The organism is Roseimicrobium sp. ORNL1, from assembly GCF_011044495.1.
GTDB lineage: Bacteria > Verrucomicrobiota > Verrucomicrobiia > Verrucomicrobiales > Verrucomicrobiaceae > Roseimicrobium.
Genome location: NZ_CP049143.1, coordinates 3,716,413 through 3,738,056, shown reverse-complemented (window position 1 = coordinate 3,738,056; position 21,644 = coordinate 3,716,413). Strand labels below are relative to the sequence as shown.

The 21,644-nt window shown below is 60.2% G+C and carries 28 protein-coding genes; 9 read left to right on the top strand and 19 right to left on the bottom strand.

Features of this window, described 5'->3' with window-relative positions:
- Positions 1-35 precede the first annotated feature (35 nt).
- From G5S37_RS15185 to G5S37_RS15175, 3 genes are all read left to right on the top strand, one after another.
- Complete coding sequence (locus G5S37_RS15185; protein WP_165205320.1) at positions 36-752, top strand: hypothetical protein; 717 nt, start codon at positions 36-38, stop codon at positions 750-752.
- Positions 753-811: 59 nt separating this feature from the next.
- Positions 812-1,189, top strand: a complete 378-nt coding sequence (locus G5S37_RS15180; protein WP_165205319.1) for a DUF1801 domain-containing protein — start codon at positions 812-814, stop codon at positions 1,187-1,189.
- Between the two features lie 92 nt (positions 1,190-1,281).
- Positions 1,282-1,854 carry a hypothetical protein gene (locus tag G5S37_RS15175; protein WP_165205318.1) on the top strand — a complete coding sequence of 191 codons (573 nt, stop codon included), beginning with the start codon at positions 1,282-1,284 and terminating at the stop codon, positions 1,852-1,854.
- Positions 1,855-2,052: 198 nt separating this feature from the next.
- Here G5S37_RS15175 and aspS read toward each other — a convergent pair whose 3' ends face one another.
- From aspS to G5S37_RS15080, 19 genes are all read right to left on the bottom strand, one after another.
- Positions 2,053-3,888, bottom strand: coding sequence for an aspartate--tRNA ligase (aspS, locus tag G5S37_RS15170; RefSeq protein ID WP_165205317.1), 1,836 nt, complete (start codon positions 3,886-3,888; stop codon positions 2,053-2,055).
- Between the two features lie 140 nt (positions 3,889-4,028).
- Positions 4,029-4,499 carry a hypothetical protein gene (locus G5S37_RS15165; RefSeq protein WP_165205316.1) on the bottom strand — a complete coding sequence of 157 codons (471 nt, stop codon included), beginning with the start codon at positions 4,497-4,499 and terminating at the stop codon, positions 4,029-4,031.
- Between the two features lie 41 nt (positions 4,500-4,540).
- On the bottom strand, positions 4,541-5,074 hold the full coding sequence (gene pyrE, locus G5S37_RS15160) for an orotate phosphoribosyltransferase (RefSeq protein ID WP_165205315.1): 534 nt from the start codon (positions 5,072-5,074) through the stop codon (positions 4,541-4,543).
- A gap of 16 nt (positions 5,075-5,090) precedes the next feature.
- Positions 5,091-5,693 (bottom strand): SIS domain-containing protein, encoded by a 603-nt coding sequence (locus tag G5S37_RS15155; protein WP_165205314.1) that lies wholly within the window; start codon positions 5,691-5,693, stop codon positions 5,091-5,093.
- Between the two features lie 34 nt (positions 5,694-5,727).
- Positions 5,728-6,393 carry an HAD-IA family hydrolase gene (locus tag G5S37_RS15150; protein ID WP_165205313.1) on the bottom strand — a complete coding sequence of 222 codons (666 nt, stop codon included), beginning with the start codon at positions 6,391-6,393 and terminating at the stop codon, positions 5,728-5,730.
- Between the two features lie 2 nt (positions 6,394-6,395).
- Entirely contained in the window at positions 6,396-6,938 is a 543-nt protein-coding gene (locus G5S37_RS15145) for a hypothetical protein (RefSeq protein ID WP_165205312.1), read from the bottom strand.
- Between the two features lie 15 nt (positions 6,939-6,953).
- Positions 6,954-7,418: an NUDIX hydrolase gene (locus G5S37_RS15140; protein WP_165205311.1), complete on the bottom strand. Its 465-nt coding sequence runs from the start codon at positions 7,416-7,418 to the stop codon at positions 6,954-6,956.
- A 30-nt stretch (positions 7,419-7,448) separates the two neighbouring features.
- The gene (locus G5S37_RS15135) at positions 7,449-8,093 is read right to left on the bottom strand and encodes an HAD family hydrolase (RefSeq protein WP_165205310.1); all 645 of its coding nucleotides are present in this window, start codon (positions 8,091-8,093) and stop codon (positions 7,449-7,451) included.
- Positions 8,094-8,118: 25 nt separating this feature from the next.
- Complete coding sequence (locus G5S37_RS15130) at positions 8,119-8,601, bottom strand: NUDIX domain-containing protein (RefSeq protein WP_206026465.1); 483 nt, start codon at positions 8,599-8,601, stop codon at positions 8,119-8,121.
- Positions 8,601-9,056, bottom strand: coding sequence for a GNAT family N-acetyltransferase (locus G5S37_RS15125; protein WP_240914879.1), 456 nt, complete (start codon positions 9,054-9,056; stop codon positions 8,601-8,603). The genes G5S37_RS15130 and G5S37_RS15125 overlap by 1 nt, the downstream gene beginning before the upstream one ends.
- Before the next feature lie 10 nt (positions 9,057-9,066).
- Positions 9,067-9,768, bottom strand: a complete 702-nt coding sequence (locus tag G5S37_RS15120; protein ID WP_165205307.1) for an HAD family hydrolase — start codon at positions 9,766-9,768, stop codon at positions 9,067-9,069.
- Complete coding sequence (locus G5S37_RS15115) at positions 9,765-10,211, bottom strand: GNAT family N-acetyltransferase (RefSeq protein WP_165205306.1); 447 nt, start codon at positions 10,209-10,211, stop codon at positions 9,765-9,767. Before G5S37_RS15115 ends, G5S37_RS15120 begins: the two co-directional genes overlap by 4 nt.
- Positions 10,212-10,617: 406 nt before the next feature.
- Complete coding sequence (locus G5S37_RS15110) at positions 10,618-11,025, bottom strand: tautomerase (protein ID WP_165205305.1); 408 nt, start codon at positions 11,023-11,025, stop codon at positions 10,618-10,620.
- Entirely contained in the window at positions 11,001-11,576 is a 576-nt protein-coding gene (locus tag G5S37_RS15105) for a shikimate kinase (protein WP_165205304.1), read from the bottom strand. The genes G5S37_RS15110 and G5S37_RS15105 overlap by 25 nt, the downstream gene beginning before the upstream one ends.
- Positions 11,573-12,208 (bottom strand): HD domain-containing protein, encoded by a 636-nt coding sequence (locus G5S37_RS15100; RefSeq protein WP_165205303.1) that lies wholly within the window; start codon positions 12,206-12,208, stop codon positions 11,573-11,575. Before G5S37_RS15100 ends, G5S37_RS15105 begins: the two co-directional genes overlap by 4 nt.
- On the bottom strand, positions 12,205-12,612 hold the full coding sequence (locus G5S37_RS15095; protein ID WP_165205302.1) for an ASCH domain-containing protein: 408 nt from the start codon (positions 12,610-12,612) through the stop codon (positions 12,205-12,207). The genes G5S37_RS15100 and G5S37_RS15095 overlap by 4 nt, the downstream gene beginning before the upstream one ends.
- Positions 12,609-13,130 carry a hypothetical protein gene (locus G5S37_RS15090; RefSeq protein ID WP_206026464.1) on the bottom strand — a complete coding sequence of 174 codons (522 nt, stop codon included), beginning with the start codon at positions 13,128-13,130 and terminating at the stop codon, positions 12,609-12,611. The genes G5S37_RS15095 and G5S37_RS15090 overlap by 4 nt, the downstream gene beginning before the upstream one ends.
- Positions 13,131-13,196: 66 nt before the next feature.
- Positions 13,197-13,577, bottom strand: coding sequence for a hypothetical protein (locus tag G5S37_RS15085; RefSeq protein ID WP_165205300.1), 381 nt, complete (start codon positions 13,575-13,577; stop codon positions 13,197-13,199).
- An 89-nt stretch (positions 13,578-13,666) separates the two neighbouring features.
- Complete coding sequence (locus tag G5S37_RS15080; RefSeq protein WP_165205299.1) at positions 13,667-14,479, bottom strand: ParA family protein; 813 nt, start codon at positions 14,477-14,479, stop codon at positions 13,667-13,669.
- A 68-nt stretch (positions 14,480-14,547) separates the two neighbouring features.
- Between G5S37_RS15080 and G5S37_RS15075 the strand changes: the two genes are divergently transcribed.
- From G5S37_RS15075 to G5S37_RS15050, 6 genes are all read left to right on the top strand, one after another.
- On the top strand, positions 14,548-18,156 hold the full coding sequence (locus G5S37_RS15075; protein ID WP_165205298.1) for a DEAD/DEAH box helicase: 3,609 nt from the start codon (positions 14,548-14,550) through the stop codon (positions 18,154-18,156).
- A 348-nt stretch (positions 18,157-18,504) separates the two neighbouring features.
- A complete protein-coding gene (locus G5S37_RS15070) occupies positions 18,505-18,900 on the top strand; it encodes a hypothetical protein (RefSeq protein ID WP_165205297.1) in 396 nt (131 codons plus the stop codon).
- An 863-nt stretch (positions 18,901-19,763) separates the two neighbouring features.
- Positions 19,764-20,147: a hypothetical protein gene (locus tag G5S37_RS15065; RefSeq protein ID WP_165205296.1), complete on the top strand. Its 384-nt coding sequence runs from the start codon at positions 19,764-19,766 to the stop codon at positions 20,145-20,147.
- A 24-nt stretch (positions 20,148-20,171) separates the two neighbouring features.
- The gene (locus G5S37_RS15060; RefSeq protein ID WP_165205295.1) at positions 20,172-20,873 is read left to right on the top strand and encodes a hypothetical protein; all 702 of its coding nucleotides are present in this window, start codon (positions 20,172-20,174) and stop codon (positions 20,871-20,873) included.
- Positions 20,874-20,979: 106 nt separating this feature from the next.
- Positions 20,980-21,183: a hypothetical protein gene (locus tag G5S37_RS15055; protein WP_165205294.1), complete on the top strand. Its 204-nt coding sequence runs from the start codon at positions 20,980-20,982 to the stop codon at positions 21,181-21,183.
- 216 nt (positions 21,184-21,399) lie between these two features.
- Complete coding sequence (locus G5S37_RS15050; RefSeq protein ID WP_165205293.1) at positions 21,400-21,621, top strand: hypothetical protein; 222 nt, start codon at positions 21,400-21,402, stop codon at positions 21,619-21,621.
- Positions 21,622-21,644: the final 23 nt, after the last annotated feature.

The window sequence follows — 21,644 nt, the reverse complement described above, 5'->3', positions numbered from 1 at the left end:
CATGGTTGTTCAGAGTTGTTCGTGGTTCCCTTCCCATGAGGTATTCCTTCATCCTTGCCCTTCTCGCCGCACTACTGCCGCTGATCACACTTCATGCCGCCGATGCGCCCGTGCCCGCGCAGCCACTTGGCAAGAAGGGCGCGACCATTTTCTCTGACGACTTTTCGATGTCCGGAGTAAGCCCTGCGTGGCGTGAACTCTGGCCGGCGCTCACCATTACGAGCGGCGCGCTGAACATCAGCCAGGCCAAGCCCGCACACAGTGCGGTCGGCATGGTAAAGGTGGGGCACAAGGAGTTGATCATCGCCTTCCGGTTCCAGCTCGGTGGGGCCAGCAGCATCAATGCCGTGTGCAATGACAGCGCCTACAAGGAAGGTCATGGTGGCCACATCTGCCGCGTGACGCTTTCGCCAAGGCAGATTTTTCTCGCCGACGACAAGGAGCGCCTGCGTCGTGAAATCGAAGAGATGAAAAAAGATCCGGCGCGCCAGGCCGAAGCTGTCAAAGCTGTCGCTGGACGCGCCCAGGGATTTCCCATGCAACTGGATCCCACACGCTGGTACGATTTGACCATCGAAATTGTCGGTGACGAGATGCGTGTCAGCCTCGACGGGAAGGCCGCGGGCTACTTGAAGTCTTCAGGCTTGGCACACCCGATGAAGAGCGACTTTTACTTCGCGGTGAGCGGACAGGACGCGCTCTTCGACGACGTCCGCATTTGGGCCGCCGAGGCCACCCCGGCGGCGAACTAGGGAAGTGGTTTTGCTCCCTGCACGAGACTGTCATGGTAGAAAAGAAATCGTCAAAGCCGATGAAACCAAAGGAAGAAGGACCGGCCAGCGTCCCGTCGTACATCGATGACGCCCCGAAGGACGCGCAGAAGAGATTGCGGGAAATGCGCGCCTGCCTTCTCAAAGCAGCGCCGGGTGCCACGGAAAGCCTGAAGTGGGGCGTGCCTGCCCTGTCCTACAAGCGCATCCTCTTCACCTACGCCGCCTTCAAGAAGCACGTCAGCCTCTTTCCCACACCTGCCGCCATCAAGGCTTTTGCGGCAGAGCTTTCGGAGTACAAGACTTCCAGCAGTACGATTCAGTTTCCCTTGGACAAACCGCTTCCAGTCGGGCTCATTCGCAAGATTGCGCGCTTCCGGGTGAAGGAGAGTGAGGAGAAGGATGCGCGATGGATGTGAATTGCTATAGGGGGGGCTTTGGCTAATTCAGGCCTGCGTTTGATAGCGCCAACGTTCAGTTGAATTCGCTGTTCAGTCGGCTAGCGAATCTCATGCGTAGCATTTCCATATTGCTGGTTTTCACCATGACACTTGCGATGGCTCAAGAGACACTGGCCGATGGCTTCAGCTATTTTCGAGCACGCGAGCGGGACGCTCATGTTGTCCTACAGCTATCTCCGGAACAGGTGGCCATGGTGGGTCGTGAGCGGAAGCTTGTACTCACGCCCGCGCAGCGGGAAAATCTCACCAGCTTCGCACCGAAGGTTCCCGCAATCCTGGGGGTGGAGTCCGTGAGGGAACCTGATTGCAGCTGCTGCATTTCGAGCGCTATGTGGACAGACACGAATGAGGTGACCATCTGGATTGAGCGTCTCACCCGTGACCGCGATGGCAGCAAACTTTACTACGAATGCCGTACCAAGCCCGGGTCGTACACCATGGATGCAGAAGGCCAGATCTTCTCAGCGGGACAGCTCGTCACTTGGAGACAGTTTCAGGCAGCAGTCCTCGCTACCAAGGAGGGCGAGTACATTCAACTTTCTCGTCCACCCAAAGTGCCTTCAAGACTTGAATATCGGTTGGCGAAGCTGATGAAGCAGAAGGTCTTTCTGTATAGGTTGTAGAGTTCGGCCACAGACCAATCGCAATCCCCGCCGGCTGGAAGCCAGCGCTCCCAGGGCTTGCATGCGAGATGAAAGCGCGAGGGACAGTCAGACGCAGTTTGTGCCGTGGACGCTTGGGTGGCTTGTTCACAAGCCGCCAAACGTCAGGCCAGAGGCCTGACGTCCGCTGTCAGACTGGAAGTCTAACCTCCTTCGAAGTTACGCCGTCGTCTCCGCCGGTGCCTTCTGCTGCGCATCCTCTTCCTTCGTCTTCGGCTTGAAGGTGCTCTGGATGTAGATTTCGCGGAGCTGCTTGAAGTCGGCGGTGCTCGGGCTCTGGGTCATCAGTTCCTGGCCGCGGTTGTTCTTCGGGAAGGCAATGACTTCGCGGATGCTGTCCTCACCGGCGGCGAGCATGACGAGGCGATCGAGGCCGAGGGCGAGACCACCGTGGGGAGGCGCGCCGAACTGGAAGGCTTCCAGGATGTGGCCGAACATCTCCTGCTGCTCGTGCTCATTCACACCAAGCACGGTGAACATCTTCGCCTGCAAATCGCTTTCGTGGATTCGCAGGGAGCCGCCGCCGAGTTCGGTGCCGTTCAGCACCACGTCGTAGGCCACGGCGCGCACCTTGTTGTACTCACCCGCTTCGAGAAGGGGAATGTCCTCCGTCTTGGGACGGGTGAAGGGGTGGTGCACAGCGCACCACTTCGCGTCCTCCTCGCTGTAGGCGAGAAGGGGGAAGTCTACGACCCAGAGGAAGTTCAGCGCGTCGCTGTCCTTCACAAGCTCCTGCATGGCGGCTGCTTCGAGACGCACGCGACCAAGGATGGTGCAGGTGCTTTCCCAAGGACCGGCCACGAAGAAGATGATGTCGCCTTCCTCAAGGTTGGTCTTCGCGATGACTGCGGCTTTCTCTTCCTCGGTGAAGATCCTCCACAGCGGGGATTTGTACTCACCGTTTTCGAGCTTGATGAAGGCCAGGTTCTTCACCGGCAGACCTGCCTGGACGGCGATCTCGTTGAGGCGATTCATCTGACCGGTGGTCAGGCAGGCAAAACCCTTCGCATTGATGGCACGCACCACGCCGCCGCTCTGGAGGACATTGCGGAAAATCTTGAATTCGGTGTTCGCGAAGACATCACCGAGGTCCACGATTTCGTTGCCGAAACGCGTGTCGGGCTTGTCAATGCCGTAGCGGTCCATCGCCTCCTTCCACGTCATGCGAGGGAAGGGGGTCGGGATGTCCACACCGCGAGCCGCCTTGAAGACGCTGTGCAGCAGACCTTCGACGATCGCGTACATGTCCTCTTCGGTGACGAAGCTGGCCTCAAGGTCGATCTGGGTAAACTCGGGTTGGCGGTCGGCGCGAAGGTCTTCGTCGCGGAAGCAGCGGGCAATCTGGAAATAGCGCTCCAGGCCGGCGACCATGAGCATCTGCTTGTACTGCTGCGGCGCCTGGGGAAGGGCGTAGAAGCGCCCCGGGTTCAGGCGGGCGGGCACGAGGAAGTCGCGCGCGCCTTCCGGGGTGGACTTGGAAAGGATGGGGGTCTCCACCTCCACGAATCCGGCGGCGTCCAGGAAGTCGCGCGTGGCCTTCACCGCGCGGTGGCGCAGGCGGAGGTTCTTGTTCATGCGCGGGCGGCGCAGGTCGAGGTAGCGGTACTTCAGGCGCAGGTCTTCGTTGCTCAGCTCCTTGTCGAGCTGGAAGGGGAGGACGGCGGCCTTGTTGAGAATCTTGAGGTCGGAGACCACGAGCTCCACGGCGCCGGTGGCGAGCTTGTCGTTGTCCGTGCCTTCGAGGCGTTTCACCACCTGGCCGGACACTTGGAGCACGTCCTCATCGCGCAGCTTGTGGCTGGCTTTGGCGGCTTCCGGGTTCTCTTCCGAGCGAAACACAATCTGCGTGATGCCCTCACGGTCACGGAGGTCCACGAAAATCACACCGCCCTGGTCACGAGCCGAATTCACCCAGCCGGACAGCGTCACATTCATCCCGATGTGTTCGGGACGGAGTTCGTTGCAGTGGTGGGTACGGTATGGGGTCTGGCTCATGGAATTGAGGTGAAAAATCGGGCAGTCTTCTTGCCAGAGAAAGGGGGCTTGCGCAAGGGGGAAACGCAGGAGCCCGGCGGCCGGGTGGGGTGGGCGTACGAGAGGGAGTCAGGGACCCATGTGGCTCACGCCGAGAGTCATCAAAACGATCCGAGAATCATCAAGACTACCAGGGCCGCCGCAGCAACGGCCGCTGCCACCACCACATAGGTCCAAGCCAAGGCCGCGATGCCCACGGCAAGGGACGCCAACGTCCAGCGATATCGCTCGCCCTTCAGCCAGGACAGACAGCCTAATACGACACCGAGGAATCCGCAGGCGGATGCGGCCAACCCCATCTTGCGAGCGGCAGCCCGCTCTTCCTTTGCTTGCGGTTTGCCTTCCTTCTTACTGGCAAGCTTGGCTTTCATCTCTTTGATGGTGTCAGCCACCAGATCTCCAAGCTTTTCCACCCTCCGGGTTGGCTGCGTTTCCGACTCCTCATACATCTGATAGGCCGCAATCCCAAGGCCCAGGAAGCCGATGATGAGGCCCACCAACGCGAAATGGAAACCCAAGCGGCGTCTTGGGCGTGGAGGAGTGGGCGATGCTGGTGCGCTGTCGTCGTTCATCTTCGGAGAGGCCGGGCGAGTGGTGTTGTCAAAACGTGCGCTCAGGCGCTCTCAATCTCAGCGAAGGTGAGCAGCGGCACGAGCGTGAGACCTTCTTTCGCCAGCGCTTCCTTGCCGCCGGTCTGGCGATCAATCACGCAGAGAGCGGCTTCCGGTTCCTGGCCATCCGCCCGCATCTTCGCCAGGGCATCGATGATGGCGCCACCGCTGGAGACGACATCTTCCACCAGCACAAACCGTTTGCCAGCGAAGGAGGCGCCCTCAGCGTAACGGCAGGTGCCATAGTCCTTGGCTTCCTTCCGGATGAATGCCGCAGGGATGCCGGTCACTTGGCTCAACATGGTGACGATGGGAATGCCGCCCATCTCCAGACCGGCGAGCACTTCGGTGCCGGGCGGGATGAGGGGCTTCAGCGCTTCCGCAATGTCACGCAGCAGCACGGGGTCCGATTCGAACTGATACTTGTCGAAGTAGGTATCGCTCACCTTGCCGGAGCGCAGGACGAAGGTGCCGGTCAGTCGCGAGCATTCGCGAATACGGAGGGCGAGCGAGGGAGATGATGAAGGTGACGACATGGGATGAAGATAAGGCTCAGGGGTTCTCCGCCGGTGGATAGTTCTGGGGAAAGAAATGCCGCTCCACCAGCTCAATCAAGATGTGCAGGACCTTGATGTGCAACTCCTGCACGCGATCCGCATAGCGCCCGCCCGGGGTGCAGATGTAGACATCGCTCATGAGTTCCAGCTCTTCGCTGGGTTTACCTGAAAGGACGATCACGGACATGCCGAGGGACTTCGCCACCTGCGCCGCCCGGATGATGTTTTTGCTGGTGCCGCTGGTGCTCAGCGCCACGAGGCAATCGCCTTCGCGGCCATGCGCTTCGACATAGCGTGAGAAAACTTCGACATAGCCCATGTCGTTTCCCACACAGGTGAGATGCCCCGCGTCGCTGATGGCCGCCGCACCGAGCGCCGGGCGGTCATGGCGGTATCTGCCGGTGAGTTCCTCCGCGAAGTGCATGGCATCGCACATGGAGCCGCCATTGCCACAGGAGTAGACACGCCCGCGCTTCTCGAAGGTGGCAATCAGCAATGCTGCCGCGTGCTCGATGTCTGAAAGGGTCTGCTCGTTGGAGAGCAATTGGGTGAGGGCATCGTGTGCCTCACGAAGACTGGATTGAATGTGCGCAATCAAGATGCGCCTTTCGTAGGGCGGTGTGAGGCGCGCGTCAAGTTGCAGCGACTTCGACCACTGCCACGGGTTGCCCTTTCCAAAGAAGGTTGCCGGAGGGTTCAAACTGCAGACCTTCGAAGGTCGGCACACGAAGCAGGATGCGCTCGTGCTGGATCTGGCAGTGGTCACCCACGACCACCACGCAACATCCCGCATCGAGCGCTGAGCGCACACCACTGTCTGCATCTTCGAAGACCAGGCACTGCGCGGGAGGCAGATTCATGGCAGACGCAGCGCGCAGAAAGGGCTCCGCATGTGGCTTGCCGTGCGTTACGACGTCCGCAGTGATGAGGACAGGAGGAACGGGCAGCTTGCAGGTGTTGAGTTTGAATCTTGCCACCACCTCGGTGCTGGAGGTCACAATGCCCCACCTGCAGCCGTGCAGGTCATTGAGAAAGACCCCTGCTCCTGCGATGGGCAGGAGGCTTCCCATGGCATCCCTCTCCTCGGCGTCGAGAGCTTCCGCTTCGGCCTTCGCGTTGAGGTGTGGTGCGAACAAAGCGACGGTATCCTTGGTGCGTTGTCCGTGAAAGGTAGCGAGCACTTCCCGCACCGGGAGATGATGGCGCAGGCACCACGCCTCCATCACGTGATTCACCACAGCAGTGGAATCCACCAGGGTGCCATCGAGGTCGAACAGGAGTGCCTTGAATGGTGGCATTGCTATTTCGGTAAAGGAACCGGACTTTGTAGAAGATTGCCCATGGCGGCAGCGCTGTCGGAGGACAATATGGAACGCATCTGGTCGAGAAGCGTCGAGTCATCTCCGGTATTCTCGATCACCAGATGCCGGTGGGTTGGTTCCTCGAAGTTTGGGTTCACCATCTGGGCGTAGTACAGGCTCGCGACGTGCCCGATGCGATTCTCCAGCCTCGCGTCGCTGAGCGACTCATCGCTGCGCACCCAGACCATCTGCAATTCAGGAAACTCCGCCAGTATCCGCTGGCGGTGCCGGTTCTTGAACAGAGCCTGAGCGATGCAGAAGTGCTGGTGTTCCTGAGAGAGCTGATGAATACGCTCTATGATGACCCTCACAAAATCATCACGCATCTCTTCCGTAGTCGGCCGATGGTTGCGAATGGCCTCCTTCATTGCCTCCGGTAAGTCCCGGTCTGCATCATGATAAGCAAGGCCAAACTCCCGCTGGAACAGCTCGCCCGCATAGGATTTGCCCGAGCCGATTTTGCCGAAGAGCAGGAGTTTCATGTGCCTCGTCAGATGCTAATAAGTCCTGCCAAGGTAGTGCGTCTCCGGGAACCCCTTCGCATGGTGCTCCCAGAATACATCCCTCAACTCTGCAGGATACACGGTGAGCGTGGGGAGTTCCTCACGACTGATAAAACGTGACTCCTTGATCATGTCCGAGTCGGGCTGACCGGGTGGCAAATGCTCCAACGTGATGGTGCCGGTGGCGGACTCAGCGAAGAGGAAGATCTCGATGTGCATGGTGTCCATCGCCGTCTCCATGAATTCACGGATATACGCGATGCGGGAGAGCGTCACGGTGAGACCGGTTTCTTCAAAGACTTCACGAGCGGCGCAGGCGAAGATGGAATCGTCCACATCCTCCAGTCCTCCACCGGGCGGCACCCAGAAAGACTCGCCCGTGTCTGGATACACGTGCTTCACCAGCAGGATGCTGTCTTCATGCACAACGAGGGCGGCGGCGCGGATGCGGTGTTTCATGGTCATGTTATCCTCGCGAGTTGAGAGTCCTCAGCAAGGAAGGAAGCTCTGCCAGGCTGTCAATGATGCCATCCGCTTCAGGCTCGGCGAAGGCGGTGTTGTGTTTCCAGATGGCGCGCAATCCCGCAGCACGGGCAGCGCGCACATCCGCTTCCGGATTGTCTCCCACGTACACGGCTTCTGCCGGGCGCAGCCGAGACGAGACACAGCGCGGTGGAAGATCTCAGCCTCCGGTTTCCGCACGCCTTCGATTTCTGAAATCAGGATGGTCTTGAAGTAATGGGCAATGTCCAGTCGCGCGATGGTTCGCTGCTGGAACTCGCCTTTGCCGTTGGTGATGATGCCCAGCGAATAGCTTTGGGAGAGCACTGCAAGCACCTCCTGCAGCTTGGGGAAGGGGACGTAGCTGTCGGCAACGTGGGTATCGAAGTCGGCGAACAGTTCCTCCCACGTGATGCCGTCGATGCCGAGCTCAGCGATGAGTCGCTGATACACCACATCCTTCCACACCGAGCCAAGGGCATCCAGCGCGACCAGTCGTTCTACATAGGCCTGCTGGTGGAAATCGGGCATCCGTTTCGCGAAGCGCTCGTGCTGGCCTGAGGCAAACGCAGCAAAAGACTGGTCGCGATCCAATAGCGTGCGGTCGAGATCAAAGAGGACGGCGTGGATCATGGTGCATCAGAGGGTGACTCCAATATCAGAGGCCCTCGCAATACTTCCGCACTGCAAGCAACACCTCGTGCCAGTATTGCTCGAAGCTCTCGAAGGAGGATTCGATGGGAAACCAGAAGTAGGCAAACAGCAGACCCTGCTCATCCGCGCTGCCTTCCGCCGCGTGAATCCAGTACTCGCGCGTGGTCACTTCCTGCGGCACCTCCAGGTGGTAGAGATGCCATGCTTCGAGTCGCGGCACCTCCTTGTGAGGGTACAGAGATGTCGTACGCAGAATCTCCATCTCCGCGATGCGGCTCACAATGCCAGTCGCCCTGACGCCAGATTCTTCTTCTAGTTCCCTCAGGGAGGCGACACTGGGATCTTCCCCGGTTTCAATCGTGCCCTTCGGAATCTGCCGGCCTGCCAGCGGATGCTCAAAGACCAGCAATTCGTAGCCTGAAGAGCCCCTCCGCAAGACACAGGGGCACGCCTTGTGCACGATGTTCATGGAGGTCGATGCACTCATCACAGCTTCGCTACAAATCCTGTTTTCACCCCAGCGGAGAAACCCGCCTGCTCGTAGAATCGCAGCGTGGCCTCATCCTTGCGACTGGTGAGCAGCATCACCTTGTAGCAGTGCTCTGCCTTGGCGAAGTCCAGCGCATGCCGCAGCAGATCGGTGGCGATGCCGCGCTTCCGGTAGTCCGGGTGAGTCACCACATTTTCAATCACACCATACGGACGCGCGGCACGGGTGAGATTGGGAATGATGGTTAAGGTACAAGTGGCGACGAGCCTGTCATCCACCTCCGCGCCGAAATAGTGAAGCAGGGGATTGGCGCAAATGCCTTCCCAGACCTGGGCATAGGCAGATGGTGAGGAAGGCTCATCATCTTCCGCATGCAGGTGCCGATAGAGCTCAAGCAATGCCGGCAGCTCATCAGGCCGGATGTCGCGGATCGTCACGGATTCAGCACTCATACCGCCGCATTCACGTCCTTGCCTGCCCCCGCGCTTCCACCAGCGCCGCCTGGAAAGCGTCTTTCTGCGTGAAGTCCGGGAAGATGACGCTGGCCCCCTCATCACGCAGTCGCTGCACGCGGGCAGGCTCACGACCAATGCCGATGAAACCAAAGCCGAGATTGCGTGAGGCCCGCACATCCCACACCCCATCTCCGATGTACACCCTGGAGTCGAACTCCTCGCGCCCATGCCTCTGCGCGACCCGCTGGAAGGAGGCCTGCATGAAGTCCTCCCGCGCATGCGCATCATCGGCAAAGGCGCCGGGTATCTGGGGGAAATCCAAGCCCGCACTACGCAGTTTCAGTCGTGCAGAACATTCCCACGCACCGCTTGCCAGCGAGATGGCTACATGGGATTCCGCCAGCAGCACCTCCAGCAATTCCTTCGCACCCGGGATGGCCTTGAGTGGTTGTGCGGCGATGGACACCTCCATCAGATTCACAAAATGGGCCTGCACCTCCGCGATTTCTTCCGGCAGGGGCGAGCGCCCCAGGCGTGTCTGAAACAGTTCATCCAGCACACCCGAGTCACTGCAATGCCGATAAAGACTCCAGTCGGAACTCACGTCCGCGAATCCAAACACGTCCTGCACCGCCTGCACGAAGCATTCGCCGTCCATCACGTCACTCGCGGTGAGCGTGCCATCGATGTCGAACATGATCAGGTTCATGATTGGATTTCCTCTAGTCTCTTCAGGAAGCGGCGGCAATCCGAGGCATAGCCCAGCTTTCCATAAAAAACATGCGCATCTTTCTCCCGGCGGTCGCCACTGGTCACCTCGATGCGTAGGCAGCCGCACGCACGGGCAAACTCCTCCGCCGCCTGCACCAGCGCCGTGCCGATGCCCTGCCGCTGGTGTTCCGAGTCGATGGCCATCGCCATGATGCGCCCCAGAGCGCCCGGCTCATGAAAGAGGGGACTGGCGTGGAAGCTCAGGAAGCCGACGATCGCCCCTGAGTCCTGCACGGCCACGAACACCCTGCTCGCGTCGTTGGCATAGGCTTCCAGCCGTGCGGGAACCTCGTCGGCTTGCAACGCATATCCGAGCACTGAAATGAGATGCGCGATGCCTGTTGCATCTCCGGCATGTGCCTGTCGAATCTGGTGCGCCATTCAGTACTCCTCCTACGCAGGACGTCGGAAAAAATCAAGCGTGGCCCGGAAAGGAGACGCCAGCAATGTGGCTCACGGCGGGCGGTCCCGCAGTATGCATGATTGTCACGATAAGAAAACTGGTGACCTCACCGCAAAGGACGATACACACGACAGATCCGGGTACTGTGACGCGCAGCGTCCTTGGACTGCGCGCAGCCTGCTTTGGCGATGGTGACGCTCGCTGGTGGTGTGATGTGTCCAGAAGAGCTTGGCGACTTCGTCGCGGTGAGGCGTGCAGCAGGCTGCACTTTGGGAAAGCGGCAGCAGGCTGCACGCAGTCCAAGGCCTTCGGCACCGTTTCTATATTCTTACCCTGACGTTCATGGACAGTGTGCGAGCCACCTTGCTGACGCCTTCGATCACGTCACTGTCCCACCGTCGCACCGACCTCCTCCTCACTCCACTCCGGGCTGAATCCTCCCAAGGTGGGGTGATACATCTCATCCCCGGTGTGCTGGGTGAACTCCACATTCAGCCGCTCCTCCTGCAGGCCAAGGACCTCGCAACAGTCGTGGCAGAGGGCCTTGGCCACTTCCATGCGTTGCTCGGCGGTGCGGCCACGGCGGATGTCGCACATCAGCACGGACACCGGCACCGGCTCGCCATCCACCACGCGCCAGAGGCTGCCTTCGCCGGATTCGCGGATGGCCACGCTGATGCGGCGGATGTCCACCTGCATGAGGCGGGCGTAGGTTTCACAGAGGCGCTGGGCGAGTTGGCGCTTGTTGTGCACCGCGTGGCGGCCGTTTACGTCGAGCTGCAGGTAGGGCATGGCGATGGGGTCGGGGACAAGTACGATGTTTTTCCCAGGTGATTGAGTATTCGCACCACGTTTGCCTCAACGGTGTAGTTGCCTGTAATTGGCAGGATATCGCACCTCCGCTCCGCCAGCCACTGCCGGTGCAAGGCCAGGCTACGCGTGGTGAGATCTGCCGTCTCGTACGTTGCTGCCCACGCGATGAACTCCGCATCCGGCGTGCCGAAGCGCTCCGTCTCCCGCGCAATGAGCCGGGGCAGGCGCACCTCATCCGGCACATGGAGGAAGACCACCAGATCAAAAGCATCATCGAGGTCCGAGTCCCAGCGCATCACCGAGCCGGAAATCACGCACTGCGGGTGCGCGGCGAGGTCTCGCTTCAGCATCACATTGCGCTCCGCCGGCTCCCGTTTCTGCTGGAAGAGCGGCACCGTCGCATGCCAGTAGTAGTCATCCGTATCCAGCAGCGGCCACTCCAGCCGCCCGGCCAGCGCCTGCCCCATTGTGGTGCATCCCGCGCCCGAGGCACCGGTGATGTGAATGCGGGTGGGGGAGGCGTTCTTCATGAGGGAGGGAAGGGAGAGCTGTCCGCTGGCGTGGCCGTCAGCCACCCCTGCTGCTCTGCCTCCACAAGATATGTCTGCACCTGCGCCCAGAGCGTGGGTATCCCGACACCGATGGGCCGACTCCGCTCCAGTGCCAGTGCGCTGGTCACCCCATGCTCCCGCCAACTCCCGCCTTCGTTGTGCATGTTCTGTAGCGTGGGCATCAACCGGTCCAGGGCATTGGCGAACTTGGCCTCCGCTGAAATACCGGCCTCAAATTCCTCCCACAGGCTTCGGTATTCCAGCGACTGTTCCTCCGGCAGCATGCCAAAGATGACGTCCGCCGCCCGGGCCTCGCGTTCTGCCTTCGTGACATTGGCATCAAGGTCGTAGCAGAAAGTATCGCCCGCATCGATCTCCACCAAGTCGTGAATCAGCAGCATGCGGAGCACCTTGCAAGAGTCAGGATTTCCCTCCGCATGCTCAGCCAGCACCATCGCCATCAGCGCGAGGGTCCAGCTATGCTCTGCGGAGTTCTCCCTCCGCTCCGTCGCGTGGATGGGGGACGTCCGCCGCAGCACGGATTTGAGCCGTTCCGACTCCACAATGAAGCCAAGCTGGCGGCTGAGCCGGTCGGGGAGAGCAACATTCACTCCATGGTGATAACCCTGAACGCATCGCCGCGCAACGGCAGCTCCACCGAATAAATCCTCAAGCGGGCAGGGCAGGGAAGTGGTGGCTCGATGGGGCGCACATTTACCAATCGCCACGCCAGCCAGCCTGGCTCCCAGTAGCTCGCGCAGGCAGGCTCGATCTCGTCTTCACGCCATGCCTCGACGGACTCCACATCCACCAGCGCGACGGCCATGCCAGCGGGATCTTCCGTGGTTCCGTCACTACCCAGCCGGATGTGATTCTGCACAATCACCAGGTTCCGCAGCGGAAGCTCCTCCGGCTGCCAGCGCCGAATCTCCAGCGTCTTTTTGCCGGCACGAATCCAGTCACCAGCAGGGGCGACGACGGAGATGGCGGGGTGGGTGATCACATTGCCACTCATGCGAACCAGATGCACTTCTTCTCCACCAATCTCCATTCGTCATTTTCCCTCTGATAGAGGCAGCACTCCCCATATGCACCCGTGTTCGTGTACTCGATCATCGCCTGGCTGAAATCGGAGGAGAAAGCCGGGCAGCTCACTTCCAAAAGCCCACGGGTCCGGGGAAAGCGAGCGCGAAAGGTTTTCCATCCACTCTCAATCCGGCAATCGGTGAAGCAGTCCTGAATGGCTTCCCACTCTTGGATGTCCAGGTCCAGCCCATCCAGATCGCCGAAGACTTCCTCCAGCCGACACTTCCGCAGGGCCACGTCGCGAAATTGTCGGACCACTTCACCCCGGGCTTTGGGCAGAACAATGAGCGGGATATTCTCTCCACGTTCCCTGTGGCCCATGCTCCGGCTGCGCGTCTCCGCACAGATGACCTGCCCGGGGCCGCGGCCTTGGTCCTTCAGCAGTTGAGCCAGCAGCTCCCCGGCCAAGGTCCTTTCGTCGTTTGGTTCAGAGTCTGGCGAGTTCACGAAAGTAGCCGCAGTGGGGTTTCGCCAGATCTGAGATCTGATGTTGCCAAATCAAAGCGGCTCCAACTACTCCACCATGGAAAGGCAGCTGTCCCCTTCAAACAACCGCGTCGCCTCAGCCTTCACCTTGGCCCATGTTTCGGAGTCCAAGGCATAGGAAATAGATAGACGCTTCACGCCTGTCTTCGCAGAGGCGCGCTCATCGAACTGGCAGACCAGACGCGACGAACTGAGCTCGAAACGTTCGATGCCTCCGTATACAGTGACCTCTTGAATCTCCTTCACCGTGCAGACTCCAGTCAGGCCGCTATCGTCATCTTCAGTAGTGTCCCTCGTAAAGTTCCAGTGCTGACCACCAGCCTCGGGATCACCCTCGCCAAAATGCAGCCCCACGAGCCAATCTTCGGGTGCGTAGGATTCGCTCACCAGCTCGACCGACTCAGCCATGTATGACAACTCAGCGACTGGCTCCATAACCTTGAAGAATTGATCTACCGTCGCACCGCTTACCGCTTACCGTCCCACCGAGCCGAAACTCACGCCGCACCACTCACCGCCGGCACGCCAGCGCCCACGCCGACCCCACCGTGCCTCGCGAGAAACTCATCCGCCAGTGACAGGTACGACTGCGCGCCTTTGCCCTGCGGATCGTACTCGATGATGGTCTTGCCAAAACTAGGTGCCTCACCGAGGCGGATGGTGCGCGGGATGATGGTCTGGTACACCACGCCCTCGAAGTAGCCGCGCACGTCATTCACCACCTGCTGGGAGAGATTCATGCGCGAGTCGAACATCGTCATCACGATGCCCTCCAGCGCCAGGTTCGGGTTCGCCCCGCTCTCGCGGATCTGCTGCACGATCTGCACAATCTTGGACAGACCCTCCAGGCCGAAGTACTCGCACTGGATGGGTACCAGCAGCTCATCTGCCGCCGCCAGCGCCCCGGTCATCAGCACGCCCAGGGAGGGCGGGCAGTCCATGATCAGATAGTCGAAGTGCCCGGTGTACCGCAGCGGGTGCAGCACATCACGCAGGCGCGTCAGGTGGTGGCCGGTCTGGGCCAGCTCCACTTCACACCCGGCCAGCTCCTGATGGCTGCGGATGATGGAAAGGTTCGGCAGACGCGTGCTGCGGATGACTGACTGCGGCAGTACATCACCCACCAGGCACGGGTACAGGCTGCCATCCTCCTCTTGGGCGAGTCCCAGGCCACTGGTGGCATTCGCCTGGGGGTCCAGATCGATGAGCAGTACCCGGCATCCCCTCGCCGCGAGACACGCGGACAGATTCAGCGCCGTGGTCGTTTTGCCCACGCCTCCCTTTTGGTTCGCAATCGCAACAATCCTCATACGGCAGCTTCAGCTTGCACAAGCGGGGCATTCCACCACAATCCACCTTCACGGCAAGACAAATCCCCATGGAGGTAACGGAAAAGTGGTTAGGAGACATCGGTGGCTGGCAGGCAATGAAAGCGGCCAGGGAATACGTGCGCACAGGTCAAGTGGCCAATGCGACGCGGGACGGCATCATTTTCAGGGGGGACGTGGGCTACGGCCAGCGCGCCCTCCGGTCAACCCTGGTCGCGGCTGGCGGCATGAAGACGGAGGCCAAGTGCGGGTGCAATGATGCCCGACGGGGCCTCATCTGCAGCCACGCCATCGCGGTGGCCCTCTCTATTATCAGTCCCCAGCTTGTTGGGAAAAGACCAGAGCCCGCGCCAGCCGCAGCAGGGCAGGGGGGTGCTGCTGGTGCGGCGCCCGGGTCCTCGCCAGCTACCGGCTCTTCACCCGATAGCCGGGCTTCCCAAGAGGCACAGGCTCCCGCCAAACCCGCTCGTCCTGAGCTCAATGAGCAGGACGTTCCCGCCGGGACCTACACCGTACACATCTCGACCCCGCACTTCATCCAGCTCCCGCAGCCCGCCACCCCTTCAAGGAGTGGGGGCATTCCTGCCCCCATGGGAGCAGGCACCACCCGCGCCACGGGGAAGGGGACCCCTGCAGCCGCCTCAGGCAGCTCGGCCAGTATCCCGGTCTCCATCCAGTTCAATCCCGCAGCTGCCGCCGCTCCAGACGCCCCGCGCGACCTGACGGTGGCGAAGTGGCTCTACGACCACGAGCTGCCCCTCGCGCCCACTGCGGCCCAGCATCTGCGCCTTCCCGCCGATGACCTCAGCGACCTGCTGGAGGCTCTCATCGACCACCCGGACGTGCACCCGACCTTGCCGGGCAGGGCAGGGGTTACGCTTCCTGCTGCCGGAAGTAAAGGTGGCTCGAAGGCTTCGCAGGAGTTAACTATCAGCGAAGATAAGTTAATCGTTTCCAGTGCTACACGCTGGATTCTCCATTCTGAGATTGATAACTTGAGGCAATACGTTGCCTTCCAACTTTCTAACGCGGGTCATGAGACTCTGCATCTGGGCGAAACCCTCTGGCTTTACGACTCCGAGTCCAACGCCCTGCAGGCCGTCCCACACGTGCCGGAGGCGCTGCAGCCCATGTGGCACACCCTCATTACCGGCGCGCCGGTTCGGCAGCCCATCAGCTGGGTCGCCAGCCATCTGACTGCCATCACCGAGCTCTTCGAGCTCCCGCCCGGTCCGAACAGCGCCGAAAGCATCCGCCTCATGCCGGCCAGCCCGCGCTTTGAGTGCCAGTTGGACGGCTCCCAGCGACAGCTCCAGGCGAAGATTTCGCTGCGATATCCGCACTACGATCCCGCAAATCCGCCCTCTGGCGCCTCTCAGGGCGCAGTTGCGCCAGAATCCATCACATACCCGATTCAAGACGAGCGCAATAAACTGGTATTTTACGCCAGGAATTTCCCGGCAGAATTCGCCCTCCAGCGGCAAATTCAATCCACGGGATTCCTGCAAACAAATATACTTAACACATTCGAACTAAAAGGAGAACGTGAAGTCTTAGACTTCCTTTCTTCTCATCTGGCCAAATTCCGCCAGAAGTTCGAAGTGACCGAGGGCGACGGCTTCAAGAACCTCCTAAACACCTTCTCGATCATCCGGCCCTTCATCAAGAGCGCCCGGAATCTCTCGGCCCCACAGCAGGCAGGAGCCAAGGAAGGCGCGCCGACCCAGGCCTCCGGAAACGACTGGCTCACGCTTGAGGTGGCGTACGAGGCCTCAGACGGCTTCCACATCCCGCGGCAGGACGTCCTCCGCCTCATCCGCAGCGGCAAGCGTGACTACCAGGGCCGCGACGGCAAGCGCTACCTCATCGATGTCGACAGCTGCGAGGAGCTGGAGTCCACCCTGCAGGACGTGAACACCCGCTTCACCGGCGGCAACCACGTGGCCATCCGCGGCCGCCAGGTGGAGGCGTTGGAAGCCTTCCTTCCCGCCGACAGCCCCATCCTGCTGGACCCCATTCCGTTCTTGGAGGAGGAGGTTGTGCGCAGCCGCCTCGGCCGCTTCGGGGAAATGCTCCGGCCTTACCAGCTTGAGGGCGTCCGCTGGCTGGAGCGCCACAGCCGCTCCGGTGGCGGTGGCCTGCTGGCGGATGAAATGGGTCTCGGCAAGACCGTCCAGACCCTCGCCCTGGTGCGACTCGTCCTGGACGCTCGTGTCGCCCAATCGACCTCCAAGTCAAAATCCAAGGCGGCCGAGTCCGTGCCCGGCCCCGCGCTCATCGTGTGTCCGACCTCACTCCTGGGGAACTGGTCCGAGGAAGCCGCCCGCTTCACCCCAGAGCTGAAAACGCACATTTCCCACCAGGGGAAGCGCCATGCTGCTTTGGAAAAGCTTGCTGATTTCGACGTGATATTCACCTCTTACGCCCTCATCCAGCGTGATTTGGAGTATTACAAGGCCGTGAACTTCTCCGCCATTGTGCTGGATGAAGCCAGCTACATCCGGAATCCGGATACCGAATCCGCCCGCGCCGTCCGCCAGCTTCAGGCGGTCGCCCGGTTCACCCTCACCGGTACCCCCGTGGAGAACTCGGTGAAGGACCTCTGGTCCATCTTCGCCTTCACACTCCCGGGTTACCTGCCGATTCTGTCGGACTTCCAGGACCGCTTCGTGAAGCCTCTGGCGAAGGCCGCCGCCGCTGGCTCCGGGAACAACATGGCGTCCTTCTCCGGTGAAGGGGGCGCCCGCTCACCGGCCGCCGCCATCATGGAGCGCCTCCGCCGCCTCATCCGCCCCCACATCCTCCGCCGCACGAAGCGGGAAGTGGCCAAGGACCTGCCCGAGAAGATTGAAAAGGTCCTCTGGTGCGAGCTCACCCAGGCGCAGAAGACCATCTACCAGCGCCTCCTCGACGAGGGTCGCGAGGAAATCCGCGCCGCCCGTCTCCGCGGCCCTGGCGGGAGCCGCATGACCATGTTCACCGTGCTGCTGCGGCTCCGGCAGGTTTGTAACGATCTCAGCTTGTTGGGCATCAAAACCGCCGGCGCCAAGGCCGAAGCGGCAGCACCCGCCGAGGTCGTGGAAGCACCGGCCGCCAAGGGCGGCAAAGCCAAGAAATCCGCTGCGCCCAAGCCCAAGGCCCCAAGCCTCTCCTCCGGCAAGCTTCCCGTGTACGAGGAATTGCTGACGGAATCCATCGAAGGTGGTCACAAGACGCTGATTTTCAGCCAGTTCGTGGGCATGTTGAAGATGCTCAAGGCCCATGCCGAGGCCCAGGGCATCCCGCATTGCTATCTCGACGGCTCCAGCACCGACCGGCCCGCGCAGGTCGCCAGCTTCCAGAACGACCCCGAGAAGAAGCTCTTCTTCATCTCGCTCAAGGCTGGCGGCTACGGTCTGAACCTCACCGCCGCCGACGAAGTCGTCCTCGTCGACCCCTGGTGGAATCCCGCCGTCGAGGCCCAAGCCATCGACCGTGCCCACCGAATCGGGCAGGGGAGACCTGTCACCGCCTACCGCCTCGTTTGCCGGGGGACCGTCGAGGAGAAAATCCTGGCCCTCCAGCAAAAGAAACGCGCCGTCATGGACATGGCCCTCGAAGACGACGCTGCCATCTTCGCTGGCGTCACGGATGAGGAACTGGACGAGCTCCTGCAGTGACCGCAAAAGCCGTCCCAACGGCGGCCAAACCCAACGTAGCTCGCCAGTCCCTTGGCGAGTCAGAAACCAGTCCGCCGACCCCTCGGCGGACTGGAGGCGGTTTGAGCGGGAATCTCCGAAATTCGCTGAAAATGAGGGCTCAAAGCGCCTCAGTAACCGTCCAACGAACCGCTCAATAACTTGGTACAATGCATGTAATATGAAATAAGAAATCCTTTAATTGATGCTTGATAATTGGGGCGCAGCCCCCTATTTTCCTCACAGCTTCCCCTCATTGGTAGCTAGGTGTCTTTGACCCCGCCCGTTCGTGCTGAGAACACGAACGGGTTTTTTAACGCGTAGGCTCCAATGGCCAACCCTGTAGAAATACTTTCTAAGGTTAAAGTCCCGAAGGGCCTAGTTGCTAGGACCGCCTACATGGTAATCGCTATCGTCTTTGGCCTCGCTGCCATAGTTGCGGCGGTAAGAACTGAATCAGTAGCGTTTGTAGCTCTGGGGGTGTTTCTGGTTGTCGTTTTGTATCTTGCGTACCGCCTGTTTAACTACGCCGAAAAGCACCCCGAACTGGCGATGTTGGAAGGATCTGAGTACGTGGCTCTTCATCGATTGCGTCAGAAGGACGTCGGTGACCTTCCAATGAGAGAGGTCACGCCCGCCCCCGATCTCAAGCTCATTGGCGAGGGTGATTCAGCACCGACTAGGAGTCGGAAAAGCCGAAAAGCGGAGGATGATCCAGCGCAATGATTTTATTTCATTTGTACATCAGACCGAAGAAATCAGTGAAGGCTTCTGACGTTGAGGTCGTGTTGAGTCATGCGGTTGACTGGCTCAGGTACGACCCAAATCTCTTTCTTGTCTTGGCCAACGATGAAGACAAGGACCTTCAAAATTGGAGGAAGAGACTTATGCCTCTATGCGAAGGAGATGGTCTCGAAACTAACGGGCGCATGCTCATTTGGGAGGTCTGCCCGTACAGGTACGACGGTTTCCTGCCGAAAAACGCCTGGACGTGGTTCCGCAATGCTAGCAAGCGAGTCAATGATTCGGAGTAAAAAAATGTTTTGACATTTATCGCGATTCGTTGCTAAACGTGGGGCGCTGTTCTCAGCAGCCGGGTTTCTCAGACCCGTCAGTGACCACAACAACCAATGAGGGATAAACGCAAAGTGCGGCGTATGCCGCAGGTGCAATCCGTGCTGCCGTGCTTTCGCACAGACACGGAATATTGCATCATTGACGGCCATTCAGCCACGGAGCTGAAGTGGGCTGCTTTGCGAATTGGCGTGCCGCGAGTGAAACCGGCGTGCCTATGCGACCCCCCTCGCAACCGAGGGAAGCGTCGCCATGCGCACAGGTAGAGCGGCGCTCCCTCGCCAAATTTGGAGCCGCAGGGCCGGGGTAACCCTCTACCCTGCCCTGTTCTCCCGCTGTGGCCTCCCCCATCGAGGCCATGGCGTCACCCTTTCCGGCAATCATCAGCCATGCAGGGCCAAAAGCGCCCTGGGCATCCCGGAAACTCCCCCGTCTGGCAGGCGCGGGTCTGGAGTCAATACCAAGCAGCCTGCCCATTTCAGCAACCATCAGTAAACATCAACCTATATCACACCATGGTACTAACCGGTGAAATCCAACGCGTCGAACTGAGCGAATTCAATGACAAGCAGACGGGCAAACCCGTCAGAAATTACCGCATCCTTGTGGGCGACAAGACGAAGGTCTTCCGTTGCACCACGCCCTTCCAATTTTCGATGGGTGAGGAGAAATTCCGCGCCAAGTTCGGAAACAAGAAGCTGCGGGAATACACTGACGACCCGGTGACGATCGCGATTGTGGAACTGAAGGCCATGAACGGTTTCATGTCCATCCGTGGTGAGATTGTTCCCGGTCACAAGTCGGCGGAAGATTTCGCCGACCTGCTGGAGCCTGAGACGGCCCCAGCGTCCTCCCCTGCCCCCTTGGGTCAGCCCACCCGGCAGCAGAAAGCTGCCTAGTTCAACGCGCAGCGCTCTCGCACGATGTCGCCAGACGTCTACACCCTCAGCTTGGAAACGTGGCAGTACTTTGTCACTCTGACCTATCGTTCAGAGGACGGGGAAAAGAATCGCGTGACCGTGCCCAAGGAAGACGACCGGCGCAAAATGCTGTTTGCCTTCCTGCGTTCCATTCTGTCCACCAAGCGGGATAAAAAGACCGGCCATGCCATCGACAAGGTGCATTGGAAGGGTCTCCTGTGGGCGGCCAGAGAGGAGCGCGGGGAGCTGAACGGGCGCTACCACTTCCATATACTCGTTAGCGGTTTTCCCCCTGGGCGAGTGAACGCGGTCCAACGATTTGCCATGAGAGCCATGGCCAGTCGCGTGGGCTTCGGGCACTCGGACGTCCGCGTATTTGATGCGTCACTCTCCGGCGTGCAGTACGTGCTCAAGGGTCTAGACGAGTGGAGCCGACGCCATGCGAACGCGCACGAGATGTGCAAATTCGACGGACGCGACGGTACCGACCGCGAGGTGATTTTGGCAGACGCATTCGTCAAGAAGTGGGCGGATGTGCGCCGTAAGCCAAAGCCTTCGGAGGGGTCTGGGAAGCCCGATATCTCGGCACAGACACTGGTCCACCGGCGCGAGCTGGTAGCTCAAAAGACGAAAGAGACCCCCGCATACCATGGAGGGCTGTACGCGCCCAACATGCACCCTGCAGGAGTCTCTTTTGTCATCTGAGGATCCCGCCTGCGGATCGAGGGAACCTAGCGGGTCGCGTAGCGCCCCCAAAGGTTCCCGCCGCAGGCGGGGGACTTGAATGGGGAACCTATGTCCAGATTTTGCCATGAAAGCACAATACGACGCCAAAATGATTGAAGCCGAAATCGCGCACCTCTCCACCCTGCGCGACAGGGCATTGATTGCTGTCCGTGACGAGGCCAAACCCAAGGAGGTCCGCGACTATCACGAGGGCAAAGCCATAGCGTACAGCACAGGCATTAGCTCTCTCACCCGCCTCCTTAACGCTAGCCAAAAGGTTGCGGCTTGATGAGCGATAGAAAGGCACAGCATGGAGGTTTTCCGCTTTCTATTGCAATGCTTGAGGGGCGTAAACAGTGCCTTGAGCTTGGTCTGCAAGATTCGTCACTTACGCCGTGGCAGCGGGTATTCCTCGAGTCGGAGTCGTGGAACGCGTCGGTTGCCTTAGGCATGCTTCGCAACCCTGAAGGCAAAACTTATATTGAGGTCCCTTTGGATTTTTAGCATGATACTCCCCTATCAATTCGCCTGGGTGATACTGGTGTTCCTCGTCGGTGCAGACACGCTCCGGCAGGTTGGCAAAGCACCAAATTCGCGCCTCATGCTCGCTTCTGCACTCAAGGGCGCGCTCTGGCTCATGGTGGTCTACGCCGTGGGCTCTGTGGGCCTCCTGCTGCTTGCAGACTTTGAGGGTGTGCACCTTCGCTCGTGGCACGGTGGCCACTGAATAATTTCCGGCGCGATTGCCGG